The organism is Cupriavidus sp. U2 (assembly GCF_009663685.2).
Taxonomy (GTDB): Bacteria; Pseudomonadota; Gammaproteobacteria; order Burkholderiales; family Burkholderiaceae; genus Cupriavidus; species Cupriavidus necator_C.
This window is the reverse complement of record NZ_RCOG02000012.1, coordinates 267,437-280,247: the sequence shown is the minus strand read 5'-3', so window position 1 is coordinate 280,247 and position 12,811 is coordinate 267,437. Positions and strand designations below refer to the sequence as shown.

Annotated in this window: 12 protein-coding genes; 5 read left to right on the top strand and 7 right to left on the bottom strand. The window is 66.7% G+C overall.

Annotated elements, in window-relative coordinates:
• Nucleotides 1-15 precede the first annotated feature (15 nt).
• Both D9X30_RS11485 and D9X30_RS11480 read left to right on the top strand, forming a co-directional pair.
• Nucleotides 16-1,032: a fimbrial protein gene (locus tag D9X30_RS11485; RefSeq protein WP_194946479.1), complete on the top strand. Its 1,017-nt coding sequence runs from the start codon at nucleotides 16-18 to the stop codon at nucleotides 1,030-1,032.
• Between the two features lie 732 nt (nucleotides 1,033-1,764).
• Nucleotides 1,765-2,340: a fimbrial protein gene (locus tag D9X30_RS11480; RefSeq protein WP_194946478.1), complete on the top strand. Its 576-nt coding sequence runs from the start codon at nucleotides 1,765-1,767 to the stop codon at nucleotides 2,338-2,340.
• 38 nt (nucleotides 2,341-2,378) lie between these two features.
• Here D9X30_RS11480 and D9X30_RS11475 read toward each other — a convergent pair whose 3' ends face one another.
• Both D9X30_RS11475 and D9X30_RS11470 read right to left on the bottom strand, forming a co-directional pair.
• Entirely contained in the window at nucleotides 2,379-3,209 is an 831-nt protein-coding gene (locus tag D9X30_RS11475; RefSeq protein ID WP_153946695.1) for a tetratricopeptide repeat protein, read from the bottom strand.
• Between the two features lie 10 nt (nucleotides 3,210-3,219).
• Nucleotides 3,220-5,292 (bottom strand): bifunctional 2',3'-cyclic-nucleotide 2'-phosphodiesterase/3'-nucleotidase, encoded by a 2,073-nt coding sequence (locus D9X30_RS11470; RefSeq protein WP_153946694.1) that lies wholly within the window; start codon nucleotides 5,290-5,292, stop codon nucleotides 3,220-3,222.
• Nucleotides 5,293-5,568: 276 nt separating this feature from the next.
• Here D9X30_RS11470 and modA point away from each other — a divergent pair, with 276 nt between their 5' ends.
• The 3 genes from modA to D9X30_RS11455 are packed head-to-tail and all read left to right on the top strand — an operon-like array spanning nucleotide 5,569 to nucleotide 7,845.
• Entirely contained in the window at nucleotides 5,569-6,339 is a 771-nt protein-coding gene (gene modA, locus D9X30_RS11465) for a molybdate ABC transporter substrate-binding protein (protein WP_153946693.1), read from the top strand.
• A 59-nt stretch (nucleotides 6,340-6,398) separates the two neighbouring features.
• Nucleotides 6,399-7,115: a molybdate ABC transporter permease subunit gene (gene modB / locus D9X30_RS11460; RefSeq protein ID WP_153946692.1), complete on the top strand. Its 717-nt coding sequence runs from the start codon at nucleotides 6,399-6,401 to the stop codon at nucleotides 7,113-7,115.
• Nucleotides 7,116-7,122: 7 nt separating this feature from the next.
• Complete coding sequence (locus tag D9X30_RS11455; protein WP_153946691.1) at nucleotides 7,123-7,845, top strand: sulfate/molybdate ABC transporter ATP-binding protein; 723 nt, start codon at nucleotides 7,123-7,125, stop codon at nucleotides 7,843-7,845.
• Between the two features lie 3 nt (nucleotides 7,846-7,848).
• On the opposite strand, the gene D9X30_RS11450 is transcribed toward D9X30_RS11455, so the two are convergent.
• From D9X30_RS11450 to D9X30_RS11430, 5 genes are all read right to left on the bottom strand, one after another.
• Entirely contained in the window at nucleotides 7,849-8,367 is a 519-nt protein-coding gene (locus tag D9X30_RS11450) for a class IV adenylate cyclase (protein ID WP_153946690.1), read from the bottom strand.
• 3 nt (nucleotides 8,368-8,370) lie between these two features.
• Nucleotides 8,371-9,174: a TOBE domain-containing protein gene (locus D9X30_RS11445; protein ID WP_153946689.1), complete on the bottom strand. Its 804-nt coding sequence runs from the start codon at nucleotides 9,172-9,174 to the stop codon at nucleotides 8,371-8,373.
• 79 nt (nucleotides 9,175-9,253) lie between these two features.
• The gene (locus tag D9X30_RS11440; RefSeq protein WP_153946688.1) at nucleotides 9,254-9,496 is read right to left on the bottom strand and encodes an RNA recognition motif domain-containing protein; all 243 of its coding nucleotides are present in this window, start codon (nucleotides 9,494-9,496) and stop codon (nucleotides 9,254-9,256) included.
• Nucleotides 9,497-9,587: 91 nt separating this feature from the next.
• Nucleotides 9,588-10,367 (bottom strand): enoyl-ACP reductase FabI, encoded by a 780-nt coding sequence (fabI, locus tag D9X30_RS11435; RefSeq protein WP_153946687.1) that lies wholly within the window; start codon nucleotides 10,365-10,367, stop codon nucleotides 9,588-9,590.
• Between the two features lie 69 nt (nucleotides 10,368-10,436).
• Entirely contained in the window at nucleotides 10,437-12,620 is a 2,184-nt protein-coding gene (locus tag D9X30_RS11430; RefSeq protein ID WP_153946815.1) for a DUF3141 domain-containing protein, read from the bottom strand.
• Nucleotides 12,621-12,811: the final 191 nt, after the last annotated feature.

The following is a 12,811-nucleotide window of genomic DNA, read 5'->3' as shown; positions in this document are numbered from 1 at the left end:
CACCGCAGCCCATGCGTGGGCAGAGTCATCGCGTCCGGACTGCTGGCCTGCCTGCCGGCCATCGTCCACGCGCAGGATCGACCGGTTCGACAATGCACGATCCAGTCGGACGCGGCCTCCATCGCGTTCAACGGCTTCAGCATCCCCAGGGATGCCGTGGTGGGCACCGCATTGAGCGAAGTCGTGACCACCGCTGCACAGGTGACCTGCCCGGCCAATCCCGCTGACTATGGCGGCCCGTCCGTCGGAGGTCCCGGATTCTATCTGCAGCTGTTTCCCAGCCTGCGGCTTGCCACCGGCGTGACGGGCGTGTGGGCCACCGGCACGCAGGGCGTCGGCGTGCGCGTGATTTCCGTGGACTTCCGGAACGCGGTGGTGTCCAGTGTCGGCACAGGCAGCAAGACCGATTTCGGGCCGCGCGTCGCGCGTTCGGCCCCCTACACGGGGACTTACCGCTTCTCGTACCAGTTGATCAAGACGGGACAGATCGTTGGCACGGGCCATATCTCCACGGGCAACATGTTCGCCCTGCGCAGCCACAACATTCCCGCCAACGTCACCTCGGCCGCACAGGCACAGGTGTTCCTGCGCGACTCGGCGTTCAACGCGCTGACATGCCGCGTCACCACGCCCAGCGTCGATGTGCCGCTGCGCAATGTCAATGTGACGGAACTCCGGACCCGCGGCGACAGTGCCGGTAGAACCAACTTCCTCATCGGGCTGCAATGCGATGCCGGCTCGAACGTCCATATCACGCTGACCGACGCGACCAGGCCCGCCAACCGCACCAACCTGCTCACGCTCACCAGCGCATCGACGGCACGCGGGGTCCGTATCCGCATCCGCAACCCCGACGACAATCCCGTGCGTTTCGGGCCGGACTCGCCTGTCGCGGGCAACACGAATCAGTGGCGGGTGGGCGCGTCGGACGCAACCGACAGCATCGCGATGAGTGCCGAGTACGTGGCCAGCGGCACAGTCAGCCCCGGGACAGTCCGGGCGCTGGCTACGTTCACGATGAGCTATCAATGACTGGCTAGTAGAAGCACCGTCCCCGTCCGTGGCAGCAACGCTGCCGATGTCAGGGCGGGAATGGGCCAATCGGGTTTCAGCACCCGTGTTCTCCGGTGACCGCCGAGCTGAAAACATCCAGACGTGCCGCCCAGCAGGGTCGATATGGGGCATGGCACGCGGGCGGCGGCGCCACACCTGCTGCATTTCGCTCGACGGATTCACTGCCTGCCACCGCGTCCATCCGCGGGTGGCCAGCAGTCCATGAGGGGTAACATGACAACACTTCAGACCTTTGCATATCGTGCTGGACGATATGTCTTCGCAATGCTGCCCGGGCTCGTCACGTGTCTGCTCGGGCTGACGTCGGGCAGCGCCCTTGCCCAGCAGTGCACACTCGGACCCCAATCGTCCAGTTTCGCCTTCTCGAATATCAACGTATCGCGGGATGCGCCAATAGGGGCGACGATAAGCGAACAGAGAACGGTAACGATTTCAGTCAGATGTCCGCGCATGCGATACAACAGCCGGGGCATATCCGTCCAGCTCATGCCCACGTTGAATGCATCCTCCACGGTTCAGGACGTATGGGAATCGGGCATCCCCGGCATCGGCATTCGCGCCACGGCCCAGAGAACTGGCCGCGGAGCCGGGGGTGCCCCTGGCAGGGCTTCCGACACGTCCGCGGGCACTTACAGGACGCTTTCCACGTACGCTTACTCGCTGACGAACGGCTACACGGGAACCTTGATCATGACGCACCAACTGGTCAAGACCGGGCAGATCAACACCAATGGCCAGATCAACATCGGCCCCATCTACTCGCTTCGCAGTATCAACCGGGACAACGGCAGCGCGTCGGGCACACAGGCAACCGTTTCGATGGGTAACAGCACCGTGGCATCGCGCTCCTGCCGCGTCACCACCCCGAGCGTTGCGGTTCCCATGGAACCCGCACATGCCATGGCACTGGAGGAAGCCGGCGCCACCACGGGACGCACTGGCTTCTTCATCGGCCTGCAGTGCGATACCGACACGAACGTCTTCATCACCCTGACAGACGCCACGATGCCGGGCAACCGGACCGACCTGCTTACGCTGGCCAGCGATTCCACGGCGCAAGGCGTGCGCCTGCGCATCCGGAATCCGGACAACGAGCCTGTCAGGTTCGGTCCCGACTCGGCCACGGCAGGGACGGTGAACCAGTGGCGCGTCGGTCAATCCAGCGGCGTCACGAACATCCGTATGAGCGCCGAATACGTCTCCACCGGCAACGTCATGGCCGGCACCGTCCGTGGCCTGGCGACGTTCACGATGAGCTATCAGTAGCGGGGGCCGGCGGTGGAGCGCCCGGGTGGGCGGGGCCATCAGGGATTGATGGCCGGATGCTTGAGCGCGTGCGCCGCCTCGGCAATGTGCTGGCGGTAGTTGCGGTCGTCCTGCACGAGCCCCAGTTCGCCGTTGCGATAGGCCATGGCCAGCGTCTGGATCGACGCGGGATGCTCTCGTTCGGCCGCCGCTTCGTACCACGCCACCGCACGGGCATCGTCCTGCGCCACGCCCTCGCCTTCGCGATAGGCATTGCCGAGCAGGAACATGGCCTGCGCCACACCGCCATCGGCGGCCACCTTGAACCAGCGTGCCGCGCTGGCCGGATCGGGCGTGCGGCCATGGCCGCCGCGAAACAACAGGCCCAGGTAGTAGGCCGCACCGATGTCTCCGCCATTGGCCGCCGCATCGAGCAGGCGCCAGGCCAGCGGCAGGTCTGCCCGGCCGGTGGCCAGCGTGCCGAGCATCGCCGCCTTGCCGAGCAGGAACTGGGCACGCACATGGCCGCTGTCTGCCGCCATGCGCAGCCAGCGTTCGCCATCTGCACGCGTGGCCGCGTCGGTGCGCGACATCATCGTTTCGCCAAGTGCGGCCCGCGCAGCCGTTTCGCCGGCGCGGGCGGCCTGCTGCAGCTGATCCAGCGCGCCGGCATCGTCAGCCGATGTCGCCAGCCACTGCCACTGCGACAGTTCGGCGTGGCGCGTGTCGGACTGGTGCCGCCACATCGCTGCACCGGCCACGCCGGCTGCGGCCACGGTCAGCGCCACGGTTGCGACCACGAACAGCGGATGTATGCGCAACAGGCGGCGCGACAGGCGGCGCGATGCCGCGCGCGCGGGCGCGGCGGAGGCGGTAGCAGTAGCTGGCATCGTGGATGGATTACTGGTTCAGATCGATCTTGTACTTCGACAGGTTCTTGCCCGAGCCGTCGTCGGCGGCGACCAGGGACACGCCGGCCACGCCGCCCGCCGCTGCCTGGGCCAGCATGCCCACGCCCGAGCTGAACACCACGTCGCCGGCGGTCGCCACCTTCGTGAAATGCCAGCTGCGGGCGCTGCCGTTGGCGGCGCGGGTCACGTTGGCGACGGCCTTCACGTACTGGATCAGCACGTCGCGGTTGGCGTCCGGCGACGCGTAGACCGTTTTGGTGCCGTCCAGGCCCGGGAAGTTGCCGCCACCGCTGGCGCGGTAGTTGTTGGTGGCCACGATGAAGTCCATGGCCGACGTGACCGGCGCCCCCTTGTAGGTCAGGTTCTTGATGCGGTTGCCCACCGTCTGCGTCACGTCGATTTCGTACTGCATGTCCGCGTCGGTGAACATGTCGAAGTTGTAGCCCGGGAACGTGCTGATCAGCGGCTGCTCGGTGGCCAGCGCCGGGTTGATCTGGTTGAATCGCCTGGCCGCGGTTTCCAGCCAGGCCTTCAGTTCGTCGCCATTGACCTTTACCGCGTAGACGGTGTTCGGGTACAGGTAGAGATCGGCCGCGTTGTTGATGGCCAGATTGCCGGACGCCACGTCGGTATAGTCGTTGCCGCCGCCGAAACCGCTCTTGAACGGTGCCGACACCGACAGCACGGGCAGGGACGCCAGCGCCGGCAGGTTGGCGGCGATATAGTCCTTCACGTATTTCGCCTGCGCCTGGTTCACGATCTGGATCGCGCCCGGGTCGCCCACATCGGCAAAGTAGCTTGTCATGCGGTAGTTCGTGCTGCCGATCGGCGTCTTCACGTACTGGATGGTGGCCTGGTGTTCGGTGTCGATGGCCGGTGCCACGCTGGCGTCGGCGGCCACGTAGGTCTTGTCGGCATTCTGGATCGAGCGGGCCTCGACCCTGGTGTTGGCACGGTCCACGCTCCAGTTCTTGCCGTCGTAGTTCAGCGCCAGGTTGACCACGCCCAGGTGCTTGCCCCAGTAGTTGGCCATCACGGTCGGCACGCCGTTGACCGTGCCGCGGGCCTTGTCCACGCCCGGCAGGTTGAACTGGCTCACCGTACTGGTTGCATCGGGGAAGATCTGGTGCGAGTGGCCGATCAGCATGGCGTCCACGCCCTCCACCTTCGACAGGTGATAACTACCGTTCTCCATCGTCGGCGAGTACGTGGAATTGTCCAGCCCGCCGTGCGAGATCACGACCACCAGGTCCGCGCCCTTGGCGCGCATTTCGGGGATGTACTTTTTGGCGGTCTCGACCACGCCTTCGGTGTAGACCTTGCCGTCGAGCCAGCGCTTGTCCCAGCTCAGGATGGCCGGCGGTGCAACGCCGATGATGCCGACCTTGATCGGTGCCGACACGGTCTTGCCGTCCGGACCCGTCGCCGTGATCGTTTTGTTCAGGATCGCGTACGGCTGGAACAGCGGCTGGCGCGTCTTCACGCTGTAGACGTTGGCCAGCACCTGCGGAAACTTCGGCCCGGCGCAGGTCTGCTGCGCGGACGGGTCGGGCAGGCCATCGACTTGGAAGCGGTTGCCCGTGACCTGGCTCAGGTACTGCAAGCCGTAGTTGAACTCGTGGTTGCCGATGCCGCCGCCGTCGAATCCGGCCGCGTTCATCACCTTGTACATGGCCAGCGTCTCGCCGCAGCCGATCGGCTTGACCAGCGCCTGGTAGTCAGACAGCGCGGTGCCCTGGATGGTGTCGCCGTTGTCCAGCAGCAGGCTGTTCGGGAATTCGGCGCGTGCCGCCTTGATCAGCGTGGCCACGCGCTCGAAACCGATCGACTTGTCCTCGGCGAGCTTGAAGTAGTCATAGCTCAGCACATTGGTGTGCAGATCGGTGGTTTCCAGCAGCGCCAGCGTGGACTTCGTGCCGGCCGGGATCGACGTGTTGCCGTTACCGCCGTTACCGCCGCTGTTGCCGCTGCCCGCGTTGTTGTTGTCGTCGGCGCCGCAGGCGGCCAGCACGGCGGTGGCCACGGCCGCCAGCATGGCGGCCCGGATGCGATGGTTTTGCATGGTCTCGGATTTCCCTGTCGTGTTCTGTTTATGGTGCAGCTTGGGGAATTGTCGGAAGCCGGGATGGCAGGGAAGTGGCGAAATCGCGTCATTACCGTGACAATCCGCGCACATATGCCAAAAACGTCATATTTATGCGGCACCCCGGGGGCTGCCAGGACGATTTCGGTCCGCTGAAGACCCTTATCCGTTGGCGCAATTGACGCTGCGTTATATAGCCGCTTATATTGCGGATGCAAACCATCGAGCACTCCATACCCTTCCGCCGCATCTGCCATGAGCCTCTATCCCCTTGCGCGCCGTGCCGCCGCCGGCGCCGCCCTGCTTGCCCTGACCCTGGCCGCGCCGTCGGCCTTTGCCGCCGACCTGGTCGTGTCTGCCGCCGCCAGCCTGACCAACGCGTTCAAGCAGCTGGGCGAGCAATTCGAGCGCGCCCATCCCGATACCAGGGTGGTGCTGAACTTCGGCGCGTCGGACGTGCTGATGCAGCAGATCGTCAAGGGTGCGCCGGCCGACGTGTTCGCCTCGGCCGACCAGAGCGCCATGGACAAGGCCGAGACCGAAAAGGTCGTGCAGGCCGCCACGCGCAAGGATTTCGCGGCCAATGCGATCGTGCTGATCGTGCCCCATGACAGCAAGCTGAACATCGCCGCGCCGAAGGACCTGACCCGCGCCGATATCAGGCGCGTTGCCTACGGCAACCCGTCGTCGGTGCCGGTGGGCCGCTACACCAAGGGCGCGCTGGCGTCGCAGGGGCTGTGGGATGCAGTGGAGGCCAAGGGCGTGCCGGCCCAGAACGTGCGCCAGGCGCTGGACTATGTGGCGCGCGGCGAGGTCGATGCCGGCTTCGTGTTCGCCACCGACGCCGCCGTGATGCCGGAGAAGGTCAAGGTGGCCGCGCGCGTGCCTGCCACCACGCCGGTGACCTATCCGATCGCCGTGACCACGCAGAGCAGGCAGGCGCCCCAGGCCAATGCGTTCGTGCAGTATGTGCTGTCGCCGGAAGGCCAGGCCACGCTGGCCAGGTACGGTTTCCAGAAGCCCTGAGTCGCCACGGCCTGCCCTGGCAACCCCGTTCCCCCGAATCACTGTCTGAAGTCATCGCCATGGATGCTGTCTGGGTTCCGCTACTGCTGTCGCTCAAGGTGGCGGGATGGGCTACCTTGCTCAATGCCGTGCTCGGCGTGGCCGCCGCCTATGCCATCGCGCGCTGGCGCTCGCGGGCGCGCGATGTGGTCGATGCCATCCTGACGCTGCCGCTGGTGCTGCCCCCTACCGTGCTGGGCTACTACCTCCTGGTGCTGGTGGGACGGCGGGGCGTATTCGGGGCCTGGCTGGAAAACCTGGGCATCGAACTGGTATTCACCTGGCAGGGCGCGGTCCTGGCTTCGACCGTGGTGGCGTTTCCGCTGGTGCTCAAGTCGGCGCGCGCCGCGTTCGAGGGCGTCGATCACCAGCTTGAAAATGCGGCCCGCGTGCTGGGCGTCTCGGAATCCGCCATCTTCTTCCGCGTGACGCTGCCCATGGCGTTGCCCGGCATCGTGGCCGGTGTGCTGCTGGCCTTTGCGCGGGCGCTGGGCGAATTCGGTGCCACGCTGATGGTGGCCGGCAACCTGCCGGGCCGCACGCAAACCCTGTCGGTCGCCATCTACGAGGCCGTGCAGGCCGGCAACGACGACACGGCGAACCTGCTGGTGCTGGTGACGTCGCTCACCTGCATCGTGCTGCTGGTGGTGGCCGCGCGGCTCGTGCCGCCGGCCCAGCGCGGCACCGACGCCGTGTTCGAGCGCCGCAGGTTCCGGCGCGACGCCATCAGGGGGTGAGATCGACATGAGCATGCAGATCACCGTCCGGAAACGCATGGCATCGCAAGATCGCCAGTTCGCGCTCGATATTTCATTCGAATCGGATAGCGGGCGCGTTGCGCTGTTCGGCCCGTCCGGGGCCGGCAAGAGCCTGACGCTGCGGGCCATTGCCGGCCTGATGGCGCCCGACAGCGGCCGCATCGTGCTCAATGGCCGCACGCTGTTCGACAGCGACACCGGCATCGACGTTCGGCCGCAGGAGCGCCGCGTGGCCTACCTCTTTCAGGATTACGCGCTGTTCCCGCACCTGACCGTATCGCAGAACATTGCGTTCGGGCTCAGGCGGGGCTGGCGCAATCCGGCGCGCCGCGCGCTGCCGCCCGAAGCCGCACGCTGGGTCGAGGCATTTGGCCTGGGGGAGATCGTCAACCAGTATCCGTCGCAGATTTCAGGCGGGCAGAAGCAGCGCGTGGCGCTGGCCCGCGCCCTGGTGGCACGGCCCGACATCCTGCTGCTGGACGAACCGTTTTCGGCGCTGGACCCGACCTTGCGCACGCGGATGCGCGAGGAACTTCGCGCGCTGCAGGAAAGCCTGGATGTGCCGATGCTGATGATCTCGCACGACCCCGAAGACGTCGAAGTGCTGGGCGACCACGTGCTCGAAATCCGCGAAGGCCGCATCCACGCCAGCGGCCGCGCGCACCGGCACCCGCCGGTCTACGCGCCCGCGAGCAACCACGCTGTGTAGCGGTCAGGCAACCTGCTGGCGCAGCAGGTCAAGATAGGCGCCCTCGATCAGCGCATCGGGCGCCACGCCCAGCCGGGCCATCAGCGCGTGGGCCTCTGCCACGCCGGCATCCACCGCCTCGCCGTCGCGCAGCACCACTTCCAGCTCCAGGAAATCGCCCAGCCCTTCCACGCGGTCCAGATGCACGCGGGTGCGGCCCACCAGAAACAGCGTGCGCACCTTGCGCACCCGCCCGATAGTGCCGTGCGCAGCGGTCAGCGCGTCGCGCAGCGTGTCTGGCGACGCGGTGGGCGACAGGATATAGAAGCTCTCCTTGGGCCCGGCCTGATCGGGCCGCGCGTAGAAGATCAGCTGGCCCGACGTTGCGTCGAACGCGCGCAGCTTCAGGCGCCCGTTCGGGCACGGGAAGAAGGTGTCGTCCTGCTCGATCCGTTCCGGGCCCTCGGTGGCGATGGCCGCAGCACGCGGCACCAGCGCGCCGACGCTGCCGATGCGCGCCTTGATTTCGACATTGCGTGCCATGGCTCAGATCATCGTCCCGAGTATGACGCTCGATGCCTTGAAGATCGCCAGCGCGCGCACGCCTTCCTTCAGGTCCAGGTCGGCCAGCGCCCCGTTGTTGATGATGGCCGCCACGGTGCCGCCGCCATCGAGTTCGAGTACTACCTCGGCATTGACGGCGCCGGGCACCACACGGGCGACCGTGCCGGGCAACTGGTTGCGGGCGGAAAGCCGCGCGACGGGGTCCGGCAGCCCGATCAGCACCGACGACGCCTTGACCAGCGCGAACGCCTCGGCGCCCGGCGCCAGGCCCAGTGTTTCCACGCTCTCGTGCGTGATCGTGGACACGATACGCAGGCCGCCCGGCAGCGCCAGCGTGACTTCGTCGTTGACGGCGCCGGCCCGCACGGCCTCCACGCGGCCGAACAGCTTGTTGCGCGCACTGGTCTGAATCATCATGCGTTGGATCAGATGGATATCTTCGGGATTGGCGTCGGACATCGCCCCGGCCCGCTCCAGGTGAGCGATGAACCGGGCGTGCTCGGCTTCCATTGCGCGGTAGGTGGCGATCAGGCGCGCGGCCCGCTCGGTCAGCCGTGTGCCGCCGCCGCCCTTGCCGCCGGCGGCGCGTACGACCAGTGGCTCGCCGGCGCTGTTGTTCATGGCATCGATGGCATCCCATGCGCCCTTGTAGCTGATGCCCACCGCACGCGCGGCAGCCGTGATCGAGCCGTGTTCGCCAATGGCGGCAAGCAGCGCGATGCGGTCGCGACCGCCCCAATCCTGCTTGCCGGCACGAAACCAGATGGCGCCCTGGAGTTCGAGCATGCGCTGACCTGTGTGTAATGAAGGGAACGCGTATGGTACCGCCAGAAGCACCCGGTGCGGGCCCGCCAGCGGGCCGGCGTCAACTCTGGTGGGCCGGGATGTACCAGCGCATGATGCTGCCGGCAAAGTATTGCTTGTCGAATTGCCGCAGCAGGCGCCAGCAGGTGAACGGGTCGACCGCCAGGTCCACCCACGCCCACGGGTGATCGGCATCGCCGTCGCGCACGATCTCGACGGAGTTCACCGTGGCGTAGTCCTTGAGTTTGTCCCGCAGCATTTCCTCGGTCACATCACGATGCAGCCCGCGGATCAACACCTGCATGGCAGCCTCTCCCGCATTGGAAAGTGGTGATGCATGTATTCTAGGCCGCGCTTTGCCACGTGGCGGCCGGCCGATGCGGCAATCGCACGTTTCACCCCATGATGTGTACGCCACCGTCCACGTACACCGTATTGCCCGACACGCGGCGCGCATACGGCGTGGCCAGGTACGCGGTGGTAAAGCCCACATCCATGATGTCGACCAGTTCGCCCAGCGGCGCACGGCCGGCTGCCTCGGCCAGCAGGACATCGAAATCCTTGAGCCCGGACGCCGCGCGCGTCTTGAGCGGCCCCGGCGAGATGGCATGCACGCGGATGCCCTTCGGCCCCAGCTCGTAGGCCAGGTAGCGGCAGGTGGCTTCCAGCGCGGCCTTGACCGGCCCCATCAGATCGTAGTTCGGCACCACGCGGTTGGCGCCGTCATAGCTCATCGCGAACAGCGTGCCGCCCTGCCCCATCAGCGGCACCGCCCGGCGCGCCATGCGGATGAACGAATGGCATGACACATCCATGGCCCGCGCAAAGCCGGCGGCCGACGACTGCAGCAGCCCGCCCTGCAGGTCGGCCTTGGGCGCGAAGGCCACCGAATGCACGACCGAATCGAGATGGCCCCAGACTTCGCCGATGCGCGCGAACAGCGCATCCATCTGCGCGTCGTCTTCCACGTTCAGCGGCATCAGGATCGGCGCCCCGATCTGCTCGGCCAGCGGCGCCACATGCGGGTAGGCCTTGTCGTTCAGATAGGTCAGGGCCACTTCGGCGCCCATCTCGCGAAACGCACGTGCGCAGCCCCACGCGATGGAATCCTCGTTGGCGACGCCAACGACGAGCACGCGGTTGCCGGACAGCGGGGGACTAGGAACCTGGAGCATGCGCAAACCTCCCATTGTTGGCTCTTTCTGCTGGCTTCGCGGGCGAGGCAGCGCGCCAGCGACATACCGCTACGCCCGCGCCTCCTGCGTGGCCTTGCCGTTGCCGTGGTCGGTGCCGAATATCTCCGCAACCTCGCGGTAACGCGCCAGCCATTCGGCATCGAGCGGCCCACCCACGGTCAGCACGCGGTGCGCCAGCACCATGATGCGGCGGCGCTCCTTCATCTCGGGCACCAGTGCCGGCAACGCCCGGATGGCCCCTTCGGGGTCGAGGCTGACGATATAGCTCTGCCGCCGCACGGCGTCCTTGAATTCCGCCAGCGTGATGCGCTGCTCCGGCGGGTTCTCGCGCGCCAGCTTGCGCAGCAGGTTGAACGGCCGCTCCTCGATGGCCGAGCGGCCCTGCGTCACATAGGACAGTACGCGCAGGAAGGCATCGAGCGGCGTGCCGGTGTCGATCTCGCGTTCTGCCTCGCGCCGCCGCAATTCGGCCACCTCCTTGCGCAGGGCCGTGATGGCGGGCGACTCCGGTGCCTTCGGCGTGGCCGTCATGCCCAGCATCGCCGGCAGCCACGGCGTGGCGTAGAGCGATTCGAACATGCGCTCCTGCCAGGCGTCGCGCGCATCGCGATACTGGTCGAGCGAGCGCACGATCTGGTCGGACACGGCCTGCTGCATGGCCAGGAGCGGATTGTCGGCGGACACCGGCTGGCGCGCGTCGCGCACGACCGGCGCCATCGTGGCAACCCACTGCATCCACGGGTTGCTGTCGGCGAACAGCGAGCGTTCGAGCCGCGACGGGTGAATCGCACGGATACCCTCGGCCGTGGCCTCGTTCGACATGGCGCGCACGAATGGCGATGCGTAGGTATCGTACAGATGCTGGTTGATCTCGGCCACGCGGCGCACGACCTCGAACGGCTGCTCGTCCTCGCGGCCGTCGTCCAGGGCCAGGATGTCGTCGATGGTGCGGCGTTCGAAACGCACCAGGTAGCGGCCTTCGATCAGGTCAGTGTGCGGGGACCCAGGTGCAACGTCCTCGATCTTCGCTTCATACAGCCCCGGGGGCAGCACGTCGATCAGGTCCAGCGCGCAGAACAGCTCCGAGTGCTCCTTGTTGGCCACGCTGCCCGAGACAAAGATGCCCAGGTGGCCGATGGACGGATGCAGGCAATAGACGATGGTCTGATCGTTGGCCACCAGTTCGTCCACGCTCGCGTAGAGATCGGGAATCCAGTTCAGCGCCTGCTGCGGCGGCGTGATGTTGTCCCCCCAGGAGGCAAACACGATCACCGGCGAGCGCACGTTGCGCAGGTCGATCACGGTCTGGCCGTCGCTGCTGCGCACCTCGCCTGCCGTCAGGTGGTTGCCGACAAACAGGTTCTGCACGATCCAGTCGATTTCGCCGCGGTTCATCAGGAAGTGGCCGCCCCACCAGCGTTCGAATTCCAGGAAGCGGGGCCCTTCCGTATCGACCTTGGCATAGACGTTGTACAGCTTTTCCCAGAGCGTGTTCGACGGGTTCAGCTTCTCGAAATTCTGCACCAGCCAGGCGCCGTCGAAACGGCCATTGCCCAGGTCGGCCGCCAGCGACGACAGCCACGTGCCACCGAGCAGGCCGCCCGAATAGCGCATCGGATTCTTGCCGCGCACGCCCGACCAATATGCCACGGGCGCGCCGGCCAGCAGGATCGGGCCCGTCGCTTCCGGGGATGCAGCAGCCAGGATCAGCAGCGCCCAGCCCGCCTGGCAATTGCCGACGACGAACGGCTTGCCCGGCGCATCGGGATGGCGCTCGGCCACGGCCTGCAGGAACTTGCCCTCGGTACGCGCCACATCCTCGATCGTCTGGCCCGGGCACGGGTCGCGGAAGAACGTGATGAAGTAGCACGGATGGCCGGTGCGGATGGCGTTGCCGATCTCGCTGTCAGCCTTGAAGCCGCCGATGCCGGGGCCGTGACCCGCGCGCGGGTCCATCACCACGAACGGGCGCCGGGTCATGTCGGTGGGATGCGCTTCCGGCGGCACGATGCGCAACAGAGCGTAGTTCACCGGCCGGGGCAGATCGCGCCCGTCCATCAGCACCTCGTAGTCGAAGACCAGCACGGGCGGCATGCCACCGCGCTCGTGCTCCGCGGTCTCGTTGCCCCGCTGGCGCAGCACGTCGAGAAACAGGATGGAACGCTGCCAGGCGTCGAGCCCGTATTCCCAGGCGGCCTGCGCCAACGGATTCATCGGCACCGGCGGGAACATGGCGGACGGGAATATCGCGGAAGGAAATGGTGAAGTGGGGAGGGTGGCCTGGGCAGCCGATGCGGCTGGATCAGCCGGCTTGCCCTGCGGGGCGGCCTGGGCGGGGGCGTCCTGTCCGGATGCTTGCCCCGGGACAGGTTGGCGTGCATTCATTTCCGTTTCTCCTTGGGGATTGGCGGAGTCAGATGGCA